At 42.9% G+C, this 25,805-nt stretch carries 20 protein-coding genes, 1 other RNA gene and 1 pseudogene; 10 read left to right on the forward strand and 12 right to left on the reverse strand.

Going from position 1 to position 25,805, the window contains the following annotated elements; all coding sequences use genetic code 11:
- Nucleotides 1-137 precede the first annotated feature (137 nt).
- Genes L990_RS12860 through L990_RS12875 form a run of 4 tightly spaced genes read left to right on the forward strand, consistent with a single transcriptional unit; the run spans nt 138 to nt 6,332 of the window.
- Nucleotides 138-1,190, forward strand: a complete 1,053-nt coding sequence (locus L990_RS12860) for an efflux RND transporter periplasmic adaptor subunit (protein ID WP_052180996.1) — start codon at nt 138-140, stop codon at nt 1,188-1,190.
- 40 nt (nt 1,191-1,230) lie between these two features.
- On the forward strand, nt 1,231-4,299 hold the full coding sequence (locus L990_RS12865) for an efflux RND transporter permease subunit (RefSeq protein WP_047450015.1): 3,069 nt from the start codon (nt 1,231-1,233) through the stop codon (nt 4,297-4,299).
- Between the two features lie 47 nt (nt 4,300-4,346).
- Entirely contained in the window at nt 4,347-5,657 is a 1,311-nt protein-coding gene (locus L990_RS12870) for a TolC family protein (RefSeq protein ID WP_047450019.1), read from the forward strand.
- Nucleotides 5,658-5,711: 54 nt separating this feature from the next.
- A complete protein-coding gene (locus L990_RS12875; protein WP_047450022.1) occupies nt 5,712-6,332 on the forward strand; it encodes an HAD family hydrolase in 621 nt (206 codons plus the stop codon).
- A gap of 27 nt (nt 6,333-6,359) precedes the next feature.
- On the opposite strand, the gene L990_RS12880 is transcribed toward L990_RS12875, so the two are convergent.
- Nucleotides 6,360-7,001, reverse strand: a complete 642-nt coding sequence (locus tag L990_RS12880) for a hemopexin repeat-containing protein (protein WP_047450025.1) — start codon at nt 6,999-7,001, stop codon at nt 6,360-6,362.
- Nucleotides 7,002-7,189: 188 nt separating this feature from the next.
- On the opposite strand from L990_RS12880, the gene L990_RS12885 reads away from it, so the two are divergent.
- Nucleotides 7,190-8,059 (forward strand): TraB/GumN family protein, encoded by an 870-nt coding sequence (locus L990_RS12885; protein WP_197057288.1) that lies wholly within the window; start codon nt 7,190-7,192, stop codon nt 8,057-8,059.
- Between the two features lie 24 nt (nt 8,060-8,083).
- On the opposite strand, the gene L990_RS20035 is transcribed toward L990_RS12885, so the two are convergent.
- The 3 genes from L990_RS20035 to L990_RS20040 form a co-directional block, all read right to left on the reverse strand.
- Nucleotides 8,084-8,242 (reverse strand): hypothetical protein, encoded by a 159-nt coding sequence (locus L990_RS20035; protein ID WP_156121554.1) that lies wholly within the window; start codon nt 8,240-8,242, stop codon nt 8,084-8,086.
- Between the two features lie 119 nt (nt 8,243-8,361).
- On the reverse strand, nt 8,362-9,057 hold the full coding sequence (gene queC, locus L990_RS12890) for a 7-cyano-7-deazaguanine synthase QueC (RefSeq protein ID WP_047450030.1): 696 nt from the start codon (nt 9,055-9,057) through the stop codon (nt 8,362-8,364).
- A 69-nt stretch (nt 9,058-9,126) separates the two neighbouring features.
- Nucleotides 9,127-9,393: a hypothetical protein gene (locus L990_RS20040; RefSeq protein ID WP_156121556.1), complete on the reverse strand. Its 267-nt coding sequence runs from the start codon at nt 9,391-9,393 to the stop codon at nt 9,127-9,129.
- A 276-nt stretch (nt 9,394-9,669) separates the two neighbouring features.
- On the opposite strand from L990_RS20040, the gene L990_RS12900 reads away from it, so the two are divergent.
- A complete protein-coding gene (locus tag L990_RS12900) occupies nt 9,670-10,659 on the forward strand; it encodes a hypothetical protein (protein ID WP_156121558.1) in 990 nt (329 codons plus the stop codon).
- Between the two features lie 24 nt (nt 10,660-10,683).
- Here the strand turns inward: L990_RS12900 and trkA are convergent, their stop codons facing one another.
- The 8 genes and pseudogenes from trkA to rho form a co-directional block, all read right to left on the reverse strand.
- A complete protein-coding gene (trkA, locus tag L990_RS12905) occupies nt 10,684-12,024 on the reverse strand; it encodes a Trk system potassium transporter TrkA (RefSeq protein ID WP_047450038.1) in 1,341 nt (446 codons plus the stop codon).
- Nucleotides 12,025-12,038: 14 nt separating this feature from the next.
- Nucleotides 12,039-12,590, reverse strand: a complete 552-nt coding sequence (gene def / locus L990_RS12910; protein WP_047450041.1) for a peptide deformylase — start codon at nt 12,588-12,590, stop codon at nt 12,039-12,041.
- Nucleotides 12,591-12,593: 3 nt separating this feature from the next.
- Nucleotides 12,594-13,019 carry a Holliday junction resolvase RuvX gene (gene ruvX, locus L990_RS12915; RefSeq protein WP_047450044.1) on the reverse strand — a complete coding sequence of 142 codons (426 nt, stop codon included), beginning with the start codon at nt 13,017-13,019 and terminating at the stop codon, nt 12,594-12,596.
- A 41-nt stretch (nt 13,020-13,060) separates the two neighbouring features.
- Nucleotides 13,061-13,810: a LytR/AlgR family response regulator transcription factor gene (locus L990_RS12920; protein WP_047450047.1), complete on the reverse strand. Its 750-nt coding sequence runs from the start codon at nt 13,808-13,810 to the stop codon at nt 13,061-13,063.
- A gap of 1 nt (nt 13,811) precedes the next feature.
- Nucleotides 13,812-16,517, reverse strand: coding sequence for a histidine kinase (locus L990_RS19340; protein ID WP_231562279.1), 2,706 nt, complete (start codon nt 16,515-16,517; stop codon nt 13,812-13,814).
- A 111-nt stretch (nt 16,518-16,628) separates the two neighbouring features.
- A pseudogene (locus L990_RS20635) lies at nt 16,629-16,793 on the reverse strand (hypothetical protein); the annotation flags it as partial.
- An 83-nt stretch (nt 16,794-16,876) separates the two neighbouring features.
- A complete protein-coding gene (gene nifJ / locus L990_RS12930; protein WP_047450050.1) occupies nt 16,877-20,407 on the reverse strand; it encodes a pyruvate:ferredoxin (flavodoxin) oxidoreductase in 3,531 nt (1,176 codons plus the stop codon).
- A 239-nt stretch (nt 20,408-20,646) separates the two neighbouring features.
- Nucleotides 20,647-22,506: a transcription termination factor Rho gene (gene rho / locus L990_RS12935; RefSeq protein ID WP_047450052.1), complete on the reverse strand. Its 1,860-nt coding sequence runs from the start codon at nt 22,504-22,506 to the stop codon at nt 20,647-20,649.
- Nucleotides 22,507-22,768: 262 nt separating this feature from the next.
- Between rho and L990_RS12940 the strand changes: the two genes are divergently transcribed.
- The 4 genes from L990_RS12940 to L990_RS12950 all read left to right on the forward strand — a co-directional run bounded on the left by L990_RS12940 (nt 22,769) and on the right by L990_RS12950 (nt 25,332).
- Complete coding sequence (locus L990_RS12940; RefSeq protein ID WP_047450055.1) at nt 22,769-23,629, forward strand: RNA polymerase sigma factor RpoD/SigA; 861 nt, start codon at nt 22,769-22,771, stop codon at nt 23,627-23,629.
- A 52-nt stretch (nt 23,630-23,681) separates the two neighbouring features.
- Nucleotides 23,682-24,332 (forward strand): ribulose-phosphate 3-epimerase, encoded by a 651-nt coding sequence (gene rpe, locus L990_RS12945; RefSeq protein ID WP_047450057.1) that lies wholly within the window; start codon nt 23,682-23,684, stop codon nt 24,330-24,332.
- Between the two features lie 46 nt (nt 24,333-24,378).
- Nucleotides 24,379-24,784: a transfer-messenger RNA gene (gene ssrA, locus L990_RS19725) on the forward strand.
- Between the two features lie 275 nt (nt 24,785-25,059).
- Nucleotides 25,060-25,332 (forward strand): Arm DNA-binding domain-containing protein, encoded by a 273-nt coding sequence (locus L990_RS12950; protein ID WP_047450060.1) that lies wholly within the window; start codon nt 25,060-25,062, stop codon nt 25,330-25,332.
- The last annotated feature ends 473 nt before the right edge of the window (nt 25,333-25,805 follow it).

Raw genomic sequence — 25,805 nt, forward strand, 5'->3', positions numbered from 1 at the left:
GATGCCAACCGTTGGGATAACTGTTAATATCATCGAATAAAGGCTAACAAAAGAGTTCGGGCGCAAAAGTTTTCCGCAAATTCTGTGTCTGACTAACTATAAAGACGCAAAATACAACTCAAAATACAGCTTTAAATATGAGAGCGATAGCAATACTTGGAAAGGCATCCATGCTCCTACTAGCATCTGGCATCCTACTTACAGGATGCTCTGGTAACAGTAAAAACGCCAAAGGTAAAGACCGAAAAAAGGACCCTTTAGAGGTTAACGCCATCATTGTAAAGGAATCGTCATTAGAGAATGATGTAACGGTAAATGGCTCCCTGATGCCCAACGAGCAGGTTGACCTAAAGGCCGAAGCGCAAGGTAAAATCATCTCGCTAAACCTACAGGAAGGTGCGGCTGTAAGTAAGGGCGCCCTACTTGCCAAGCTTAACGACTCCGACCTTCAGGCAACCCTAAAAAGGCTAAAGGTGCAGGAGACCCAAGCCAACTTGGACGAGAGGCGCAAAAGAGAGCTTTTGGCAATTAATGGGATTAGCCAGCAAGATTACGAGCAGGCTAAAACATCGCTCGAATCTATCAGAGCCGATATCCAAATGACCAACGCCCAAATTGCAAAAACCGAAATCAGGGCTCCGTTTAACGGAACCGTAGGCTTGCGCTCGGTAAGCCTTGGCGCATTTGTAAACCAAACAAGCGTTATCGCAAAGCTAATTCAGACCAATCCGCTTAAAATCGAATTTAACCTACCCGAACGCTACGCCATGGTTGTCAAAAAAGGGGCAACCATCGCATTTACTGTAGAGGGAGATAACGTGGATTATAGCGCTAAGATTTATGCGATAGAGCCAGATATAGATCCGCTATCGCGCACCGTAAAAATTAGGGGCTACGCTTCGAATGCCAAAAATAACCTGATACCCGGCTCGTACATCAAGGTGAACGTACCGCTGCATGGCGGCGCCACCAAGCTCCTACCTGCCGAAACCATTGTTCCGCTGCTAGGCTCGCAAAATGTCTATCTGGCTAAAGGCGGAAAGGCGGTGCTGACAACAATCAAGACCGGCTTTAGAACCGGCACCCAGGTAGAAATCATAAATGGAATTTCGGTTGGAGATACCGTTATCACCACAGGTCTTATGATGCTAAAGAACGAGATGCCTATTAAGGTAACAACCGTAGAATAGCACATCCAACTTAGAATCAACTACAGAAAAAGATTGAACAATGAGCCTTTACGCAACCAGTATAAAACGACCTGTGCTTACGATGGTGTACTCCATTATCATCGTACTGTTCGGGTTCGTGGGCTTTTCCTACTTAGGAGTAAGAGAGTATCCTAGCATCGACCCTCCGGTGGTTACCGTAAGTACGAGCTACACGGGGGCAAATGCCGATGTTATAGAAGCCCAAATTACAGAACCTCTCGAAGCATCCATCAACGGTATCCAAGGTATTAAATCGCTCACCTCCTCCTCTTCGGACGGAAGAAGCCGTATCACCGTAGAGTTTGAGCTTGGCAAGGATATGGAAAGCGCCACCAACGATGTGCGCGACCGAGTTTCGCAGGCCATTCGCCTCCTGCCAAAGGATGTCGATCCGCCCGTTGTATCTAAGGCAGATGCCGACTCCGACCCTGTTCTTGCTTTTAGCATCCAAAGCAGCAAGCGCGACCTGCTGTACATTTCGGACATGGCCAACAATGTTGTGAAGGAAAGGCTTCAAACCATAAACGGAGTAAGCCAGGTTGCCATTTGGGGTGAAAAGAAGTATGCGATGAAGATCGATCTAGATCCAATCAAGATGGCCGCCTACAAAATTACCCCCAGCGATATCCGTACAGCCCTTTCGCGCGAAAACGTGGAGCTGCCAGCCGGTAGAGTTGAAGGCTACAACGTTGAACTTAGCATTCGTACCCTTGGTAGGCTTTCAACCGTTGATGAATTTAACAACCTAAACATTAAGGATGTTGGTGGTACAATCATCAAGCTAAAGGATGTTGGAACCGCAAGCCTTAAGCCCGAAAACGAAAGATCAATCAATAGAGGGAAGGGGTTAATCCCCCAGGTAGCCATTGCGCTTATTCCCCAGCCTGGCTCTAACCAAGTTCAGATTGCCGATGACGCCTACAAACGCATAGAGCAGCTAAAGAAAGAGCTTCCAAAGGATATCATGATCAATACCGTTTGGGATGTTACCCAAAACATTAGAAAAGCAATTACCGAGGTGCAGGAAACCATCCTCCTAGCCTTTATACTTGTGGTAATCGTAATCTTCTTCTTCCTACGCAGCTGGAGAACTACGCTTATCCCCATTATCGCAATTCCGATATCCCTTATTGGAAGCTTTTTTGTGATGTATCTGGCAGGGTTCTCCATCAACGTGCTTACCATGCTTGGTATCGTACTTACAACCGGATTGGTGGTAGACGATGCAATTGTGGTTCTTGAAAATATCTTTAAGAAAATTGAGCATGGCGAAAATCCGTACAAGGCAAGCGTCGAGGGGACAAAGGAGATTTTCTTTGCCGTAATATCAACAACCATTACTCTTATCGCGGTATTCTTCCCCATTATCTTCCTCGAAGGAGCAACCGGCCGACTATTCCGCGAATTTGGGATTGTGGTGGCTGCAGCTATTCTGATATCCACCTTCGTATCGCTTACGCTTACGCCTATGATGTGCGCTCGCCTTTTGAAGGCAGATAAAAAGGAGAGTAGATTTTATACCATATCGGAAAACTTCTTCAACTGGCTAAGCGATGGCTACCATCGTCAGCTAACAAAGTTCATCAAATACAGATGGATATCTATTGCCATAATGCTATTCTCGTTGATAATTATATTCCTTATTGGGAAAAACTTACCATCGGAATTAGCTCCATTGGAAGATAAAAGTCGCCTATCCGTTATGGCAACAGCGCCAGAAGGAACCGGCTTTGAGAAAATGGATAGCTACATTCTCAATATCGCCAAAACTGTTGACACCATCCCCGAAGTGGAAAGCGTAATTGCCTTAACGTCTTTCGGCGGCGGCGGTGGCGGTATCAACAACGGCTTTGTTAGGGTTTCGTTATCGCCTAAAACCGAACGAAACAGGAGCCAGCAGGAAATAGCAGATCAGCTATCGGCCATTACTAAAAAGAATAATTTCGCCAAGGCGTTCGTCACCCAAGAGCAAACCATAAATATTGGCCGAGGTGGAGGTATGCCGGTTAGCTTTGTAATCCAAGCGCCCAGCTTCGAAAAGTTAAAGGAGATTTTACCTAAATTTTTGGAGAAAGCACAAGCTAGCCCAATATTTCAGGTGGTGGATGTCGACCTAAAATTTAATAAGCCCGAACTCCAAATTAAGATTGACCGAGACAAGGCCCGCTCGTTGGGTGTTACGGTAAGCGATATTTCGGAGGCGCTTCAGCTATACTTTAGCGGTCAGCGCTACGGCTACTTTATTATGAATGGAAAGCAGTACCAGGTTATTGGACAAGCAACCCGCAGCTTACGCGATGACCCCAACGATATTCGTAGCATCTATATCCGCAGCAGCAACAATGAGCTCATTCAGCTAGGCGAGCTGGTGTCGACTGTAGAGGAGAGTACGCCACCTCAACGCTTCCGCTACAATAGGTATATCTCTGCAACGGTTTCGGCCAACCCTGTTCCAGGAAAGACAATGGGACAAGGCATCGAAGAAATGCGAAAGATTGCCAAAGAAACGCTCGACGACTCCTTTTCAACTACGCTATCTGGAATATCGAAGCAATTTGAGGAGAGCTCAAACAGCCTCTACTTTGCATTCATGCTAGCAATCGTGCTTATATACTTAATTCTTGCTGCTCAGTTCGAAAGTTTCCGAGATCCGCTTATCATCATGCTTACAGTTCCGTTGGCGCTGGCAGGTGCAATGCTTTCGCTTTGGATATTTGGGCAAACAATGAACATTTTCAGCCAGATCGGAATCATCGTTTTGGTGGGTATCGTAACTAAAAACGGCATCCTGATTGTAGAGTTTGCCAACCAAAAGAAGCAAGCAGGGCTAAATATAAAAACAGCGGTAATCGAAGCGGCATCGGCCCGTTTACGACCTATCCTAATGACAAGCCTTGCCACCATATTCGGTACGCTACCTATTGCATTAGCACTCGGGGCTGCATCAACTAGCCGCATCCCATTGGGTATTGCAATTATTGGCGGATTAATATTTGCCCTAATTCTTACGCTTTTTGTTATCCCGGCTCTTTACACCTTCCTAACCCGAAAAAGCGCCAACATTAAGCATAGCATCGATATAGATTAAAAGTTTTGCCACCAAGATATCTTGGCGGCTAGTAAACTGAACGAAATATGAAGAATATTACTTTTCTTACGCTTTTGGTGGCTCTAACCACAAGTATCAACGCTTCCGCACAGGAAGTTTTGACGCTTCAAGATGCCGTTAAAAAGGGGCTAGAAAGCAACTACAACGTTCGTCTTGCAGGAAACGACTTAAAAACGGCAACCAACAACAATACCTACGGTAATGCCGGCTTTTTCCCTAAAGTAGACGCAACGATTGGGGGCAACCTTAAAAGCAGCAGCGACGAAACAACCGCACTAAATGGGACTAAAACGTCTAATTCTCCTCAAACAGTGAATGCCTCGGCGGGACTTTCCCTCTCGTGGACTCTTTTTGATGGAATGAACATGTTTATCTCTAAGGAAAAGTTGGATATGCTGCAGCAGGTTGGAGAGACAGCGCTGCGCATAAATATGGAGAATACCACTGCTCAGATTATCATGAGCTACAACTCCATCGTTCAGCAGAAAAAGCTGATAAAAGTGTTTACAGAAGCGCTAAATATCTCTTTGCAGCGAGCATCCATTGCCCGAAAGGCTAAAAGTATTGGTGCAGGGTCAGAAGTGGCCATGCTTAAATCTGAGGTGGACTATAAAACGGATAGCGCCAACCTAATACAGCAAAAGCTTGCGCTAAGCAACCTAAAGGCAGATCTCAATGAGCTGCTAGGCCGTAATCCTCAGCAAGATTTTGATGTCAGCGATATAAGCCTTGCGCCAGAATCAATAAACCTTTCCGATATAATGACAAAGGGATTGGAGCAAAACCCCAGCTTAATAGCAACCCGCCAGCAACAAACAGTTAGCGAGTTAGACGTAAAAAGCGCTAAGTCGTCTCGGCTTCCTAGCATCAATCTGAACTCGAGCTACACCTTCAATCAGTACGATTATAAAAACGGCTCATACGACAAGATGAATAGCCACGGTCCATTTGTTGGAGTCACAGCAGGCGTAACCCTCTTTAACGGATTTAAAGTTCGCCGCAATATCCGAAATGCGCAAATACAACTCGAGAATGCCCAAGTTAGAACAGAACAAATGGAGCAAGCACTCCGTACTGATATCATAAAAGGGTATAACGCCTTTACCACCAATACGGCACTCGTAGATATCGAACAAAAATCGCTTGCCCTCGCACAGCGCAACCTTGACATAGCGATAAAGGCATACGCACAAGGTTCCATTAGCGATTTGGAAATGCGCGAAACACAGAAAAACTTTGTTGATGTCTCGTATAGGCTAATAAATGCGCAAATAAACCTCAAAAACACAGAGGTAGAACTTCGCCGAATATCAGGAACATTAACCGTAAAAAACTAAAAGAAAGGCCATCTTCGCGATGGCTTTTCTATTTTTGCACCTCAACTTATTACAATGAGCAACAATATTAAAACAATCATTTTCGACTTAGGTGGTGTTCTTATCGACTGGAATCCCGAATACCTTTACCGCAAAATATTCGACAACGACGAATCAAAGATGGAGTGGTTTCTCACAGAGATTTGCCCCTACAGCTGGAATGAAAATCAGGATGCCGGAAAAAGTTGGCCGCTTGCCATTGAGGAAAAGGTAGCCGAACATCCCCAATACCGCGAATGGATAGAGCCCTACTACTACCGCTGGGAGGAGATGCTCGGTGGATCACTACAAGGTACCGTAGAAATACTTAAAAAGCTGATCGACTCTAAAAAATATCAGATACTTGCTCTTACCAACTGGAGTGCAGACACTTTTCCCAAAGCGCTTCAACATTTCGAGTTTCTCCATTGGTTCGATGGAATTGTGGTATCTGGCGAAGAAAATACGCGCAAACCTTTTCATGATATCTACCAAATACTTTTCGAACGCTACAACGTAACTCCTTCCGAAGCCATTTTCATCGATGATAACACTAAAAATATAGAGGCTGGAAATGAGCTAGGACTAAATTGCATAAACTTCAAATCACCAACAGATTTAGCCGAAGAACTTAAAAAGTATAATGTGGAAATATAAAAAAGGAGCGAAATCGCTCCTTTTCTTTTATGCGTGCTCAAAAACACCAACCCAACCTGCGTCCACAGCCTTCGGATAGCCCTCCTTCACCGTTTTTGTTTCAATATTGTAAACTAAATATTGGTCGCCTTTAAAAACATAGAACTCGGGATGGCCTAGGTGCTGAAATATTGCATCAACCGAATCAAACGGAATGCTCAGCCGCTCACTAATCCTTTTTGGATAGCCCTCCTCTACCTTATCGGCATCCAAGTTATATACGGCAAACTCGTTCCCTTTAAAAAGTAAAACCTTTTCGAATACCTCCTTATCAACATCCACAAACACCTTATTGCGAGAGCAAATAGCATCTATCGTATCAAATGGAAGTCCATTCCAGCTCTCCTTTATTCGCCGAGGGTAGCCCTCATCCATTCGCTCGCCATCAATATCGTACCTGGCATACATATCTCCCGAGAAGAAGTAGAGTTTTGCCGCATGCTTCGCCTTATAAACGGCATCTATTTTATCAAAAGGAAGCCCCTTCCAGTAGTCCTTCACCTTCTTAGGGAAGCCATCGTCTAACTTCTTACCAACCTCTAGATCGTACCGAAAAACGTTATCGCCTACAATAAAATACACCCGTTGGTTATCATTCCGTTGGAATGCAGCATCTACTTTTAAGCTCATACCCTACCCTCCTTTACTTTGAGATTAATACTTATGCTACTCTCTTGCCAAGTAGTATCCTCTTATACGTTCCCTCTTTCGAAAAGTAAACACCAAACTCGCCGTCAATTGCTATATTTGAAATCTTTAAACAACATTTATAGGTAATGGGTAAAGATGCTATCGGTTTCAATCCAAAAATGCCCCGTATGAAAAAAAACTCCATCCGACGAAGGTTGCTATTCACCAGCCTTCTGCTTCTTGCCTTTAATGCAGCGCACTCGCAAAGCAGCTCCCTTCTGTGGAAGATAACCAAAGAGGGAAACAGCAAGCCCACCTACATATTTGGAACAATCCATGCCATTCCTACATCTCTGCTATTCTTTCCTGATAAGCTTCAACAGACTGTAGCGGCCTCCGAATTTATCGCGTTGGAGATAGACATGGACAACATGGCCGAACTCTCAACCCTACCTAGCATGCTAATGCTTAAAGACAAAACCATTGATGATCTTTTAACCCAAGCCCAAAAGCAAACGGTACTAGCTTACATCACCGACTCGGTTGGCATGCCCTACCAGCAAATGGTGCAGTTTAAACCCATGTTCTTCATCAGCCTGCTACTTCCAAAGGTTGTCGGAAGTAGCGCCACCAGCTACGAACAAAACATCATGGCAATTGCACAGAAGAAGGGTATTCCAATTGAAGGTCTCGAAACGGTAGCCGAGCAGGTTCATGCATTCGATCAGCTATCCTTAGACGATCAGATTGCACAGCTTGTCGATCTTATTTCCAATATGCCGCAAGCAAGAGCCGACTACCAGAGCATGCTGGCGGCATACCTCAAGCAGGATTTAGAAAAAATAGAAGCAATATCGGTCAAAGAGTCGGAAAAGTACACCAACTTTAATCAGGTGCTGATTTACGAACGAAATAAAAGGTGGATTCCTAAGTTGGAAGAGTACGCGGGAAAAGGTGGCGGATTTATTGCGGTTGGAGCAGCCCATCTTCCTGGCGAAAATGGAGTGCTAAACCTTCTAAAAAGCAAAGGCTACAAGGTTGAACCCGTAGCAATATAGAATGGCGGCCAAAGGGTCGCCATTTTAATTTAAGCTCAACAAGTAGCTCGAATTGTTATGCTTGTAATTCAACCAAAGTACCGGAAATTTATGCAAATACGAAATCCCATTCTTTACCGCATTACAAGTGTAGAATGTAATTTCTAGCTCTGCCGACGACTTTTTGCTCTTATTCTGCTTCATACCCCTATAAATATTGTTCTATTCATTGTTAACCCAATTTAAACAAAATATTTGACAAACGTCGTTGTTTAGCTTATTTTTTAAAGTTGTCGGGGTGGATCTTTCGAATAGCAGCAGGACTAGAGCAGCAAAAACTCGCGATAGCCCTTTTCCCTAAGGAGGCAGGCATTGCAATGGCCGCAGCCAGCACCGTAATCATTCATCGTCAAATCGCCATTATAGCAGGTTAGCGTCTTTTTGATCACCACTTCAAGCCCGCCACTCAGCTCAGCCAGCTTAAAAGTCTCCGCCTTGTCAAGCCACATGATGGGCGTTTCAATCAGAATGTCCACCTCGCTGGCCATGTTCATAGTCTTTTGCGCAGATTGGATAAAGTCGAAACGACAATCGGGATAGCCCGAGTAGTCTGTCTCGCACACTCCCGTAACCAAAGTGTCAAAACCAATCTTTTGGGCAAACGTGTGGGCGTAAACTAGGAATATGAGGTTACGGTTGGGAACAAACGACGCAGGAAGGCCCCGATGCGTGGTCGCATCAACATCCTCCGAGGCGCTAAGCAAAGCCGACTCGTTCAACCGGCCAAACTGCTCGCTCAAATCAACAACCGTTTGCTTCACATTAAGGTCAGCACAGATTTCAGCGGCCCTATCAAGCTCAATAAGATGGCGCTGTCCATAGTTAAAGCTAATTGCCTGCACCTCCTTAAACTTCTTCAACGCCCAAAGCAGGCACGTTGTGCTATCTTGCCCTCCCGAAAAGATTACCAACGCCTTACTTCCCTTTACTGGTGCCGATAAAACCTCAACTGCTTTCATCCTATTCGTTTTAAGTATTATTCGATACAAAAATAGCACTATCCTTCGGCTTCTACACAACGCCTTCGCCTAATTAAAAGGCATTTGATCCAAAATTAACGCCATCCGTACAGCAATTAATGCCGCTTGATTCGCAATTAATGGTATCCGTACAACAATTAATGGCGTTTGATTCGCAATTAATGCCGTCCGTACGGCAATTAATGCCATTTGATTTGCAATTAATGGCGTCCGTACAACAATTAATGCCGTTTGATTCGCAATTAATGGCGTCCGTACGGCAATTAATGCCGCTTGATTCGCAATTAATGGCGTCCGTACGGCAATTAATGACACTTAATTCGCAATTAATGGCATTCGTACAGGAGTTAATGCCACTTATTCCCAAATAAATGGCTTCTCTTCCATCGTTTCCACTATCTGTGCCACAATTATCAACGCCCACCACAGGCAAAACACAGCACCCATCTAGTAAAAAAAAGGCAATAAAAAAAATATTGATGTTAAAATTAACCTTTTATTATGCTTTTGTGTTTTGATATTTATAAATTAGCAACAGCAATGAAGTTAAATAGCCAAAATAACGAGTCTTAACCCTCAAATTTTTATCCCATGGAAAGTTCAGAGTTCCGTACGATTGAAATGACGACCAACGTTTGTCAAACATTGCAAAAGAATAACGAAGTAATGGCTCTTCCAGGAGTAGAACCAGCCGTGAATGCTCTTAACAGCTGCCTTACACGAATTAATGACCAAAACAACAACGGGATCGACCAAAGGCACGTGCTAACCAACCAAGCCGTGGAGATTAGGGAGAAGCTGATTGGAAATATCAAGTTTGCCTACGAAAAAATCGACGCCTTTGCGGTGTCGGTACATAATGCGCCGCTAAGAGCGCTAGTAAAAATTAGCCTAACCCAGCTTCGTCAGCTGTCAGAGATCGATTTAATAAACCGAGGGAAGGCTGTTATCGTACTAATCACCCAACATAAGGAACCACTCCTAACCCTCCACTACAACAATGCCGATAGCGCCGAGCTAAACAGCAACCTTGCCCAGTATATCAAGATTATTGAAGATAAAAAGGCGTGCGATAAAGTTCTAAAAGGAAACAGCATCGTGGTAAAAGGCATTATTGGCGAAATAAAAGCCATTTTCAAGGACTTAGACGTCCTTATGCTTGGCTACAAGCGCGAATTCCCCGACCTTGTTATTAAGTACAAAATAGAAAGGAATGTCAAAAAGGCAGCACGCCAGCAGCGTAGCCTACATGCCTTAATTACCAATGCGGCAACCGCCAATCCGCTAGCGAATGTCAGAGTCGAATTCTACAAAGATGAGGACGAGAGCAAGTTTCAGCTGCTCAGCCAGTCGCTTAGCAACAACATAAACCTGCCACAGGCCGATCTTATTAAGGTAACCACCACCCTTGGACAGTTTAACATCAAGCAGATGGCACCAGGCGTCTACACCGCCCTAATTAGGAAAAACGGGTTTAAGCCACAAATCCTGCGCATATACATAAATGCAAAGGAAACCTTCCAGCTCATCGCCCAAATGGAGATAGCCGACGCCCCCAGTCAAGCACATCGCCTATCATAAAAAAGAGGGCCTTAGCCCTCTTTTCTAGTTAAAATACTTTCCTATCTTATTGATTGCCGACGGCAGCGCAAAGACAACAATTCGGTCGTAAGGCTGAATCTGCGTATCGCCAGTAACGATAATGCTTAAATCGCCACGAACCAACCCTCCAATGGTGGCATCCTTCGGGAAGTTAATAGACCTTACCGCTCCACGAACGGCAGGACTACTTGGCTTAACGATAAACTCGAGCACCTCAGCGTCGGAGCCAGCCAGCACCTTAATCGACTGCACGTCGGTACTCATGGTAAATCTAAAAATACGGCCAGCCGTTATCAGCTTTTTGTTGATTACCGTATCCACGCCAACGCTCTCGGCCAGCTTAATGTAGTCAATATTCTCAATCTCGGCGATCGTTTTCTTCACACCGAGCCTCTTAGCCAGCATACAGGCCAAGATGTTGGTCTCAGAGTTTCCCGTAACGGCAATAAAGGCATCCATATGCTCCAACCCTTCCTCTATCAGGAAATCGGAGTTACGGCCATCGCCACGGAGCACGAGCGTGTTGGGCAAGTCGTCTACCAGCTTTAGGCAGCGCTCCTTGCTTATCTCAATCATCTTAACGCCCAGCTTATTTTCCAAATCGCGCGCAATCCAAGTGCCAATGCGACTTCCCCCAAGGATCATCACATTGCGAACCTCGATGGGCGTTTTACCTGTAAACTTAACCAAATCGGGTGCGCCTGCCTCGTTGGCAATAACGTAAACGATATCGCCAACCTTAAAGCGGTCGGTTGGAGTTGGAATGATGGTCTCCCCGTTGCGGGATATGGCCACAGCCCGATAGTTGAGCTCCATTCGCTGTCCCGCAGCCTGTAGCAGGGTTTTATTGATAATTGGCGACGATTCCTCGAGCTTAAATACGATAAGAAGCAGCTTCTTATTGGCAAAATCGACGAATTCGGTCGAAAAAGATTGGCTTAGCAGGTCAACCACCTCACGCCCGGCAATCTTTTCGGGGTAGTAAAGGTAGTCGATGCCCATGTCCATGAAAATTTCCTTATTGGCAGGAAGCAGATACTCGTTCTTGTCTATCCGGGCGATCACCTTTTTGGCACCAAGCCTCTTTGCCAGCGAGGCAGAAAGGATGTTGGTTTCCTCAGAGGGTGTCACCGCAATAAAAAGGTCGGCCTTCTGGATTCCAGCCTCCGATAGCACCTGAAAAGAAGAGGGGCTCCCCTCAATACAGGGAGCATCTGTTATGGTTGAGAGGTTTTTAATCCGGTCAGCATCGGGTTCTACCACCATTAAATCGTGGTACTCGTTGCTAAGCATCTTTGCCAAGTGGGTACCCACCTCGCCTGCACCTGCAATAATTATCTTCATGTTTATGGAGTTTGCTATCCTATTTTACAGCGGTAGTCGGCACTAAACTTCCCCTTTGCCATGGCAGCCAGCTTACCTCTCACCAACCGCTTTTTGAGCGAAGACAGGCGATCAACAAACAGATTACCATCCAAATGATCGTACTCGTGCTGAATAATGCGAGCGGCAACACCGTCAAACTCCTCTACATGCTCAACAAAATTCTCGTCCTGATATTTTATCTTAATCTTTGGCTCACGGTACACATCCTCTCTAAGGCCAGGAAGGCTAAGGCATCCCTCATTAAAGGGGTAAGGCTCACCGCTGCGCTCTAGAATCCGAGCATTGATAAAGGTCTTTTTAAAATCGGCAAGCCGCTCATCTTCATCGGCAAATCCCTTTGCATCGATAACAAATACGCGAACAGACTTGCCAACCTGAGGTGCAGCCAGTCCAACACCATCGGCATGGTACATGGTTTCCCACAAATCCTTCAAAAAGTCGGTCAATCCTTCGTAATCGGGAGTTATATCCTCTGCTACTTTTTTCAATACGGGAGATCCGTAAACATAAATCGGCAAAATCATTATCTAAAAACTTCTAAGTTCCTTACTTTGCATGTATGATTGAAGAATAATTGTTGCGCTCACCATATCTACTAGCGATTTGTCGCGCCTATCCATCTTCTTCACACCTGCATCAATTATCGCACGCTGAGCCAACTTCGAGGTAAATCGCTCATCGTAGGCTTCAACAGGCATTTGAGGGAAAAGTTTGGCAAGCCTTGCAAGAAAAGGTTTGATGTAGACCATCGATTCAGAGCTTGTATTATCCATCTGCTTGGGTAAGCCAACCACAATCCGCTCAACCGACTCTTTGGCAAAATAATCCTTCAGAAATTTCTCAATTTCAGAAGCGCTCACCGTGCATAATCCAGTCGCAATTAGCTGCAACGGATCAGTAACGGCAATGCCCACTCTTTTCCTACCGTAATCTATTGCTAAAATTCGTCCCAATTTCAAAAATTTATTGTGCAAAGGTATAAAAACTCTGGCTATTAGTATGGAGGATTGCCATAGCTTCTCTTAAACTCTTCGACACGAGTGCTAGAAACGGTAAAAACTTGGCGTCCTTTCATGTAAATTTGGCAATCCGATACAATTTCGATACTGCGCAAGTTCAACAGCAGATCCTTCGAAAAGCGATAAAACCTACGGTCATCCAGCACGTCCTCTAGGTGGTTTAAGCTCTCTAAAACCTGCATACTGCTGCCATCCGTAAGAAAAACGGTAACACCTCCATCTGCAAATTGAAAACCAACGATGGTGTCAACATCCAAATACTCGTAAGAGTCGTTGGTTGATAAGCTCAACCGATGAGGAAGAACCTCCTTTAAATTATCGAAAAGGACTCCATAGCGCTTCGTAGGGTTAAATACAATCCCTTTTCGCGCTTTAATAGCCTCTACAACATCAACCAAATCGTCCCTGCTTAAAGGCTTTTGAATAAACCTTATTGCGCTATACTTTAATGCCTTAATTTCGAGGTGGCTGTATGCCGTTACAAAAACGACCTCAAAATGGCGATCTGGAATTTTCTCCAACACATCGAATCCGGTTCCGTCAGACATCATAATATCTAGAAAAACGAGCTCCGGTTCGATTTCCTTAATCAACTTCACAGCCTTTTTGACGCTTGTTGTCGCAGCAACTACCTCCAAATCGCCACAATACCTCTCGAGCATTATTTTTAACGACTCTACCGCAGCAGGCTCGTCGTCAACAATTATGGTTTTAATCTTTTCCATACTATTCTGCTATAAGGTTTACCTCCTTCATCATCCGAAAATCTCTCGGAACTATTATAACGACCTCCGTTCCACAAGGTGCACCTGTAGAATCATACAGATCAGCGTATTTTAATCCAAACTCTTTTTTATACAATGCCTTTAGCAGCTGCATTCTACGGCTTACTATTCTTGTTGCAAAGGAAGTATGCCCCTTGGTATTCCGATTCTGCTTTAACTCTAGCGACTTCGCCCGACCAATCCCATCATCAGTAATACAGCATTTTATGTAAGTTCCCGAATGGACTATTTTAACGTCAATATGCCCAGCACCGACTTTAGGCATAATTCCATGCCAAATAGAATTCTCTACAAAAGGCTGAATCAGCAACGTAGGAATATACGTTTCCGTTTGGTTTATATCCTCATCACAGCTGATATCAAAAGTAAATTTACCTTCAGATCTCAACTTTTCAAGCTCCAAGTACAGGGCAAGCCCCTCCAACTCTTCTTTCAACGAAATCTTTATCTTGTTCGAATTTTCTAACGTCTTACGCATTAGTATCGAAAACTTAGACAAATAGTAAAGAGAAGATTCTACATCGCATTTTAAAATAAAAAGTTGAATGGAGTTTAGCGTATTAAATATAAAATGAGGATTCATCTGCAAGCTTAAGCTCTGATTCTTCCAAAGATTTCCCTTTCTTTCGTATAAGCTCAATTTTCTTAATACCATAATTCGAGCTCGCATAATTCCATACAAAATCAAGCACAGGAGCAATAGTAGCAAACCTTGAAACCACCATGTCGTCCAAAACGGTTTTTCAATGCAAAAATTTATGCCTGCTGATGATTTACTCCAAAATCCATCGTTATTTTTTGCTTCTACTACAAATTGATAGCTCCCCGGCTCCAACTTATAAAAGCGAGCACTCTCCTCCTCCGTATAAAACCACTTGTCGCTCAATCCTAACAACTTATATCTATACGTAACTCGCCCATTTTCGCGCTTGTAGGTTAGGGCGTTAAATCTTATATCTATAAAATTCTGATTGTGTTTTAAATGCAGATGAGTCGTAGTTAAGGTATCCTTATCATTCACCTTAAAGGCCGAAACTACAACCTTTGGAGAAGGGCTTAAATAGGGTTCCTTTAAACGATCTATCCGAGACAATCCTGAAGTTGTTGCTACGTACAAGAACTTACTAGTAAGGCATAAATCTCTTATATCATTCCCGACCAATCCATGCGTAGTGTTATAGCGCAACACTGAAAGGACATGCTTACCGCGACCAAGTATGACTCTATTCACCCCTTTATTTGTCCCAATCCAGACTTCATTGCCCTCTACCTCAAAATCTGCAATAACATTCGACAGTAATCCTTTGCTCTCACCTAATTCTATAATCCGAAGCCCATCGTAGAGAAGTAATCCATTCCCCTTTGTTGCAATCCATAGCACGGCTGCTTTTTCATCATAAAAAACCTTCGAGATATCAACATTAAACACCGGGTTTATTAAACCATAATTTATGAATTTTCCGGATTGATAGTACCACAACGAGTTTGAGGCAATCCAAAGCCCTCCCTTCTTATCTTCGGCACAAGAATATGAAACACCTGTAAATTCATTAGTTAAATACGAATCGTAGAAAACCTTCTTCTCTTTTATATATTTTATTCCTCGATTAGATGCTAGCCAGTATCCTCCTTTTTTAGAAGGAATTACAGCACGAGGAAGCAAGCTGGTTTTCTCATCTTTCCCTTTAAAAAGGAGGTGCTTATCTTCCATCGGAATCGACTTCCCATCCTTAATTTCATACAGCTGATCAGAACTTACGAGCATGGCTCTATCGTCCTTTGAATAACCAAGCCATTTTACGTAAGTCTTATATTTTGAGTATGATTTATACGTTTTAACAGCACCTTTAGGCGAAATAGAAGAAACAAATGCATCTAAAAACCCTACCCAAACAACACTATCCTTTACGAATACCTTCGAAATTTTACTAGAAGGAAGCCCATCTGCAACCGTATAGTTCTCTATTGATAAAGATGGAATATAGCACACTCCAGAGGTTAAAGTTGAGAACCAATATGCTCCTTCATAATCCTGAATCATAGAGGTTACGGTTTCCCCATTAAGCAATTTGAGTAACGGTTTCTTACTAAAATCTTCATCCTGATAGCACCAAGCCCCCTTTCCATTTAAAAGAACCCAAATTTTGCCACTTTTATCCTGGAAAAGCCCTAAAACGCCATCGTCCATTGCAAATACTTTGTACTGACGACCACTAATTACGTACAAATACTCATCCGTCGAAATAATCTTCTTCCCATTTGACAGTTTCAAGGCATACAGATGAGTCGGAGCAACCTTTAATTCAGCATGAAGCCTTCCTCCCGATGAGAGGTAGATATCCATCCCATCTTTATCATAAAAATTCAGACAATGGGAAATAAAAGGAGATGATTTTCTGAAGTCAAATACCACATTCGTTTTCTGGTTATACAACGAGCTTAGAGTTCCATTTTTATTAACGAAAAAAGTGCCCTTATCCTTTAACGAAATCATGACTGAAGAGTCACTGAATGGGATAAAAGAGTATTTAATATGCCCCTTATTCGTATTTATTTTCTCAGATATTTCTCTGTTATACAAGAAAGGATGAATACATCCATTCTTTTTCTGAAAAAACATTTTCCCAGAGAAAGTTAAAAACCACATTTGGTGCCTTTTGTCCTCGAGAATTTCATTCACAGACATATTCCGAAAGCCATTCCCCTGAACTATCTCAAAATGGCTTCCATTAAACCGATTAACGCCAAATGCAGTTGCAAGCCATATATAGCCTTTAGAGTCTTGATAAACTTGATATATTTCGTTGGTGAGCAAGCCATCAGAAATCGTATACCTTTTAACCTGTGGTGACTGTGAATGAGATACGATAGGCAAAAAACAAGAAACAAAAATAAATATATATAGCCGACAATTCCAACCCATCAAATTACTTGTAAATTGATTCGAATATATAAAAAAAGGCAGGAGATTTCCCCCTGCCTTTAAATATAATTTATGGAATATTGCTATTCTGCCGAATAATCCATTTTGGCCAAACGTTGGTAGGAATTATACCTCCACTTCGCATTCTCCTGAGATGCAGCAAACAACTCGTCTGCAACCTCTGGGAAGCCCTTCTTTAGAGACGTGTAGCGAACCTCATTCATCAAGAAATCTTGGAACTTAGTCCAATCTGGCTCCTTAGAATCATAGGTAAACGGATTTTTACCTTCTGCTTCCATCAACGGATTGTAACGGTAAAGATGCCAGTATCCACATTCTACAGCCTTCTTGGCTTCCTTCTGAGATTTACCCATACCATGACGTAGTCCATGGTTGATACATGGAGAGTATGCGATAATCAATGAAGGACCTGGATAAGCTTCTGCTTCCTTGATTGCTTGGAAGTATTGATTTTGATTGGCTCCCATTGCTACTTGCGCAACGTAAACGTATCCATATGACATGGCAATCATACCTAAATCTTTCTTGCGAATACGCTTTCCTGATGCAGCAAACTTAGCAACCGCAGCAACTGGAGTCGACTTAGACGACTGACCTCCTGTATTTGAATACACCTCAGTATCCATAACAAGAATATTTACGTCTTCACCTGAAGCAATAACGTGGTCTAGACCTCCGAATCCGATATCGTAAGCCCAACCATCGCCTCCAAATATCCATTGAGATTTCTTTACGAAATAGCTCTTCAAGGCAAGTAACTCTTTTGCAACTGCGGCTGTCTCAGAAGACAACGCAACTTCAAGAGAAGCTGATGCTGCACGGCTCTTTTCCGCAAACATCATATTTTCAATCCACTCTTTCGCGACTGCAGCAGTTTCTGGCTTGAAGCTATCAAGATTTTCGGTTAACTTATTCTTGATTGTTTCACGCATTTTCTCAACACCAACATGCATACCTAGACCAAACTCCGCGTTATCCTCAAAAAGAGAGTTTGCCCAAGCAGGTCCATGGCCTTTTGCATTTGTACAGTAAGGCGTTGCTGGAGCAGAACCACCGTAAATAGAAGAACATCCTGTTGCATTTGCAACAATCATTCTATCTCCAAATAGCTGTGTGATAGTCTTTATATAAGGTGTTTCTCCACAACCAGCACAGGCCCCTGAAAATTCGAATAAAGGTTGTGCAAATTGAAGATTTTTAACCGTTTTGCTCTTATCTAAAATGGTATCCTTGTAGCCAACCTTGTTGTGCATGTAATTCCAACGCTCAACTTCGTCCATTTGCGTATCAAGGTGCTTCATTTCAAGCGCCTTTGTTGGAGCAGGACAAACATCAGCACAGTTACCACATCCTGTACAATCCAGCGGACTAACTTGGATACGGAATTGGAATTCCTTAACAGCCCCATTACCTTTTACCAACTGAGTACCAGCAGGAACTGATGCAGCCTCATCTTGAGTTAGAAGGAACGGACGAATTGCAGCATGAGGGCAAACGTAGGCACACTGATTACATTGAATACAGTTGCTACCCTTCCATTCTGGAATATTAACGGCAATACCACGCTTCTCATAAGCAGTAGTACCTGCAGGGAATGTTCCATCTTCCATTCCAAGAAATGCGCTTACAGGAAGATCATCCCCCATTTGAGCATTAATTGGATCGGCTATTTTTTGAATAAACTCAGGCGCATTTACGTTAAATGTAAGCGGTTCTGCCTTTATTGAAGCCCACTCTGCAGGCACCTCAATTTTAGTCACATCCCCACCACGATCTACCGCAGCGTTATTCATATTTACAATTTCTTCGCCCTTCTTACCGTAGCTCTTAATAATCGCCTTCTTCATTTGCTCAACCGCCTTTTCAAAAGGAACAACGTTGGCAATCTTAAAGAATGCTGATTGAAGAATGGTGTTGGTACGATTCCCTAAACCAATTTGCTCAGCTATTTCAGTTGCATTGATGATGTAGAAATTTACCTTTTTCTCTGCAAGAATTTTCTTAACAGATGACGGCAATTTCGCCTTCGTCTCTTCTACGCTCCAAACTGAGTTTAAAAGGAACGTTCCATTTTCCTTGATTCCGCGAAGCATATCATACTTCCATAAGTACGAAGGTACATGGCATGCTACAAAATCAGGAGTTGAAACTAGGTAAGAAGCACGAATAGGGCTATCACCAAAACGAAGGTGAGAAATGGTAATACCACCCGACTTCTTTGAGTCGTATGCAAAGTAGGCTTGGCAGTACTTGTCAGTAGCATCTCCAATAATCTTTATTGTATTCTTATTCGCACCCACAGTACCATCAGAACCTAAGCCATAAAATTTACCTTCGAAAGTTCCAGCGTGAGCAATAGAAATTTCCGCAGGAACTGGCAATGACTTGAAGGTAACATCATCAACAATACCAATGGTAAAATCGTCCTTAGGTTCAGCCATGTTAAGGTTGGTATAAACCGCCATCAGCTGAGCAGGAGTTGTATCCTTTGAAGATAGACCGTAACGGCCACCTACAATTACAGGAGCATTCTCTTTTCCATAGAATTGCTTCTTGATATCAAGATATAGAGGTTCTCCAGTTGCACCTGGCTCCTTTGTTCTATCAAGCACAGCAATTTTCTTTACCGATTTAGGAAGAACATCGAAGAAGTACTTTGCAGAGAATGGACGGTATAGGTGAACTACAAGAAGCCCCACCTTTTCGCCCTTCGCGCGTAGGTAGTCTATTGTTTCCCTTATAGGATCTGTAACAGAACCCATTGCAATGATAATGTTCTCTGCATTTTCATCGCCATAGTAGGTAAACGGCTTATATTCTCTTCCTGTAATTTTGCTGATTTCCTTCATATATTCAGCAACAACATCAGGAATTGCATCGTAGAATTTGTTGCTTACTTCACGTGTTTGGAAGTAGATATCAGGATTTTGAGCGGTACCTCTAGTAACTGGGTGCTCTGGATTTAGGGCTCTATCGCGGAATGCTTGAAGCGCTTCACCATCAATAAGCGCCGTAAGATCGCTGCTATCCATTTCCTCGATCTTTTGAATTTCATGCGATGTGCGGAAACCATCAAAGAAGTGAAGGAAAGGAACTCTAGTTTTAATTGAAGCAAGATGCGCAATACCAGCAAGATCCATCACTTCCTGTACAGAACCAGTTGCAAGCATTGCAAAACCGGTAGGACGAGCGGCCATTACATCCTGATGATCCCCAAAAATAGAAAGCGCTTGGGCTGCCAATGCACGTGCAGACACGTGGAAAACTCCAGGAAGAAGTTCACCCGCAATCTTGTACATGTTTGGAAGCATCAGCATCAAACCCTGCGAAGCCGTAAATGTTGTACTTAGGGCTCCCGCTTGAAGCGATCCATGAAGTGCGCCAGCGGCACCAGCCTCCGACTGCATTTCAACAACCTTTACAGTTTCTCCGAAAATGTTTTTCTTTCCACCTGCAGCCCACTCGTCAACATATTCTGCCATAGTTGATGAAGGGGTGATGGGATAAATAGCTGCAACTTCACTGAACATATAGGCTATATGAGCAGCAGCGTAATTACCATCACAGGTAATAAACTTTTTGCTTTTTGTCATCGTCACTTAATTTATTAAGGAATAAGCATTTGCTTAAGTCGTGCCACAAAAATAAGTAAAATACACCGAGGTATATACTCTGATTCTTCCATTTGTCTCATTATCAAAAGACCTGCTAACTAAATAACAATCCAAATGCTCGAATAACAGCTATTTGAACAATAAAAAAACGACCATTAAATTATACAAATAACTATTTTTAACGAAAAAGACGACCTTAAGGTCGTCTTTAGTATCTTTTAATCGCTGTTCATCGAAATCAAAAATTCCTCGTTGGACATTGTCTTTGACAATCGATCTCGAAGGAATGTCATGGCTTCGACTGGGTTCATATCCGATAAGTAGTTGCGTAATATCCATATACGCTGTAAGGTTTCCTTATCAAGGAGCAGATCATCTCGTCGAGTGCTAGATGATGTAACATCCACCGCAGGGAATACTCGTCGGTTAGAAAGCTTACGATCAAGCTGCAACTCCATATTACCGGTACCCTTAAACTCTTCGAAAATAACCTCGTCCATTTTCGAACCTGTTTCCGTAAGAGCAGTAGCGAGAATGGTAAGAGAACCTCCATTTTCAATGTTTCGGGCCGCTCCGAAGAAACGTTTTGGTTTATGCAGCGCATTAGCATCGACACCCCCAGAGAGCACCTTCCCTGAAGCAGGCTGAACCGTGTTAAATGCGCGTGCTAAGCGAGTAATTGAATCAAGAAGAATGACAACATCGTGTCCGCACTCCACCAATCTTTTGGCTTTTTCGAGTACAATGTTGGCTACTTTTACATGTCGCTCTGCAGGCTCATCAAAAGTGGAGGCAACCACCTCTGCTTTTACGCTGCGAGCCATATCCGTAACTTCCTCTGGACGCTCATCAATAAGAAGCACAATCATGTACACCTCTGGATGGTTGTCGGCAATTGCATTTGCAATCTCCTTTAACAGCATGGTTTTTCCTGTCTTTGGTTGAGCAACAATCAAGCCACGCTGCCCCTTTCCTATTGGAGAGAAAAGATCAACCGTTCTTGCAGACAGATTATTATGACCGTTCCCTGTTATATGGAATTTTTCAGTAGGGAATAGCGGTGTTAGGTAATCGAAAGGCACACGATCTCTTATATAGTCGGGATCCCTTCCGTTAATAGCCTGCACCTTTATCAAAGGAAAATACTTTTCACCTTCTTTAGGAGGGCGAATGTCTCCTGTAATAGTATCACCTGTCTTTAAGCCAAAAAGCTTAATTTGAGACATCGACACATAAATATCATCTGGCGAGTTTAGGTAGTTATAGTCCGAAGAGCGCATAAAGCCATAGCCGTCTGGCATGATTTCAAGCACACCTGTTGCTGTAATTCGACCATCAAACTCATATCTATCTCCCTTTTTATTTGAGACAATCGGCTGAGACGCTTGATTTCGGGTATCAAATAGCTCTTCGTTCATTACAGACGCTGCAATCGCTCCATCAACCGGCTCATTTATTGAAGGGATAAAAGACTCTGCATCGTCATCCGACGAAACGGCAGCCTCGGTGTAAGTATCTTCAACTATTTCATCAAGCATCACCTTTTCAACGTTGGGCTGATTTCTTCGGAAATTGCGAGAATCCTCCTGATGCAATCTCTGATTTCTATCTTGCTTTTGCCTATCGGCAGGTCTATTTCCTCCACGGTCAGGCTTTGGTTGATTGGCATCATGCTTTGCGGGAGCATCTTCCGAAGAGGAATTCGAAGAGTCATTATTTGCGGAAACAATTCTCTCGAATCTTACAGTCCCCTTTTTTAGCCTTTCCCTTTTAATCTTTAGCTCTTCGACGGGTTTCGATAGAGGTTCTTCGGTAGCTGCTTGGGGAGTTAAGTCAACCTCCACCTTTTCTTCTTTTGGAGGGGCCGGAGCCTCTTCCTTTTTCTTACTTTCTACCTTCTTTGGTAGACTTGTACTTTTCTGAGGACTCTGAGTTGCAGCCTGTAAAGCCTGCTCATCCAAAATCTTGTAAATTAAATCTTGCTTTTTAAGTGCATCTATGCGCTTAATATTAAGCTGCTTAGCAATGTCCTTTAGATCAGACAACAGCTTATTGTTCAACTCTAAAATATCATACATATAATGTTCTATGAATTACTCGTTCTAAAACTTACTCATGGAGAATCTTGTGAGAAAATCACTAAAAATGAAAGGAATGCGTAGTCACGCAGTATAAGTCGGTGCAATATTAGAACAACTCCAGAAAAAATGCAACTTTTCTGGAACTTTTTTGTTGAAATAGAGTAAAAAAAGAGACATAGATAAATAAGATTACACAGTTTAACTTTATAGGGATTATTTGTACTATATTTAACCGAATTGCATTAATTAAACTTAGGGCATGAGGCAGCTTAAGATAACAAAGCAGGTAACCAACAGGGAGACTCCATCGCTAGACAAGTATCTCCACGAAATCGGAAAGGAAGATTTGATAAGTGCGGAAGAGGAAATTTTACTAGCAAGACGCATAAAACAAGGTGATCCCAAAGCCATAGAAAAGCTAATTCGAGCAAATCTACGTTTTGTCGTTTCCGTCGCCAAGCAGTATCAGAACCAAGGCTTAACCCTATCAGACCTTATAAACGAAGGAAACCTAGGACTTATCAAGGCAACTCAACGCTTTGACGATACCAGAGGTTTTAAGTTTATTTCGTACGCCGTATGGTGGATTCGGCAATCCATTCTTCAGGCATTGGCAGAACAAGCTCGAATAGTTAGACTTCCTCTAAATAAAATAGGAACCCTCAATAAAATAAACAAAGCATTCGCTGACTTAGAGCAACAGTTCGAGAGGGAACCTTCCATCGAAGAAATATCTGACATCGTCGATATTGGACCTAAAGAAATCCGGGAAGTTCTAAAAAGCTCCTCTCGTCCAGTTTCTATGGATGCCCCAATAGGTACAGATGAGGATATGGCGCTTCACGACATCCTGTTAAATGCCGACGAGCAAACTCCTGATGGAGAACTTGCATACGATTCCTTAAAGACAGAGGTACAACGAATTCTGTCATCCCTTTTAGACCGGGAATCCATAATACTTGAGCTATACTTTGGCCTAAACGGATACCACCCTCATACGTTAGACGAAATTGGTCTAAAAGTAGATTTAACCCGCGAACGAGTACGCCAAATAAAAGAAAAAGCGCTAAAAAAGCTAAAAGGGTTAGCCAAAGAAAAGATCTTACGTGGATATTTATAGATAAAAAGGCGGAAACCCCGCCTTTTCTTATCTTTGCAAAAAAATAAATGCAATGCCACGTTTAGTCTCCCCATCATTACTATCTGCCGATTTCTTAAACCTAGAAAGAGATGTAGAAATGCTCAACCAAAGCCAAGCCGACTGGCTACATCTCGACATTATGGATGGAGTTTTTGTTCCCAACATATCATTTGGCCTTCCCATCGTTGAAAGCATCAGCAAAAAAGCAAAAAAGCCGCTTGATGTTCACCTTATGATTGTAGATCCAGACAGGTATGTAGAAGCGTTTAAAAAGGCAGGTGCTGACATCCTTACCGTTCATTACGAAGCTTGCAACCACCTGCATAGAACCATCCAGTACATTAAAAGTTACGGTATGAAGGCGGCAGTATCTTTAAACCCCCATACCACCATAAACCTTCTTGAAAATATTATTACTGAATTAGACATGGTACTCCTAATGTCAGTCAACCCCGGTTTTGGCGGCCAAAAATTCATCCCTCAAACAACCACAAAGGTTAAGCAACTGAAAGATCTGATAAAAGCAACCAATTCAAGTGCTCTTATTCAAGTTGATGGAGGCGTTGACCAAACTAACGCCAAAGCCCTTTTCGAAGCTGGAGCAGACTGCCTCGTAGCAGGAAGCTACGTATTTAAATCGGACGATCCTTTTAAAGCAATAGAAACTTTGAAAAACTCATAAGATTCGTATCTTTGAGGCCTATTTTCGTTTTACAATCATTCTATCTGGGGCTGTACTGGTTTTGACAGCAAGCAGAGTCGGAATGGTAGCATGCCGAGCGTTGTGGTTCTAGCTCGTAAATATCAGGTCACAAATTACAAATGGCGAAAATAGCTACGCTCTCGCTGCTTAATATCACTCAGTGAATTGGCTTAATCTCCGGACCCTAGGTTGGTCTAGAGACGAGAATCCCGCCAGAGTTCCTGCTCTTTGGACAACGGCATATGGGGTTTCAAAAAACATAGAGCTGGTAGATGCGACGCTCCTAAGCATCTATAAGATTTAGGAGATAAGGATTTTGCTAGAAGGTCTACTGTCAGGTAAAATCCCGAAAATCTAGGTGAAGACTAAGCATGTAGCGACCGTTTGGGTTCCTTGTTTGGACGAGGGTTCGACCCCCTCCAGCTCCACTAGCCTACAAGGCAAATAAGCGTAAAAGCCTGCAAATCTTAAGATTTGCAGGCTTTTATGCTTATATCAGCTACCATTATTTCCTATCCTTTCGCTTACTACTGGTGTAAAATACGGGAGTTGAGCCATTCTAAAACCACTTTACACCAATCCTACACCTATACCGCTGTAATAAACTACAGCATTAACACTTACAGCATTATTTTTATTTCAAAAAATTGGATTTTGTTGTGCTGTTTATACTTTTAAAATACAAACCAATACAAATTCTTACAAAATGAAACAAAATGTGCCCTTAACCACCAACTTCTTTATCCGTAGATCTAGTGATAAAGATTCAAAAACTGGCACCATCTACATGCGAATTACTGTAGTTGGCAAGCGATATGAATTTTCCATCAAATGTGAAGTTGAAATATCAAAATGGAATACGGCAGCCAATACGGTTATTGGCACCTCTGCTTTTGCGCGCGCCACAAACGAATATATCAACATGTGGCGCAATAAAGTCTATGAAGCACAAAAACGGGAGTATCCCTTCAGTGTGTAAACTATCCGTTTTTAATAGTAATCGGTACTCTTAACCTAATTAGCATATTCAACTTTTATGTAACTTCTTCTTTTCATTATCAAAAAAGGCAGCAGACCTACCTGTTGCTGCGCTGATGGTATCAATGCGGCTTCAAGCGGGTACTGCTGCCTCCCATTTACAAATTACAAGCACCAAAATGGGCATAAAAAACAGAGCTGACCTATTTTGTTATGGGTAGATTGAGGGGCTACCGTTGTATTTAGTAGTATTGGAGAAAAGTCGAAGAGATAGGTAGCCGCTTTTACTAAAGAGTAGTAAACAGCCACCAGCAATCTTTGGTAGCCCCTCATTCATCTATTTTTAGCTCTTTCCGTAAGCTTCCAAGCCTTTTTTCAGAAACTCTACGAAGTTGTCCGGATTCAGGTCGTAGGCTTTGGGCGTTACCAGCACCTTTTCGGTGGCGTCCATCAGCACGTAGTAGGGCTGGGCGT

It is taken from the genome of Alistipes sp. ZOR0009, assembly GCF_000798815.1.
GTDB lineage: Bacteria > Bacteroidota > Bacteroidia > Bacteroidales > ZOR0009 > Acetobacteroides.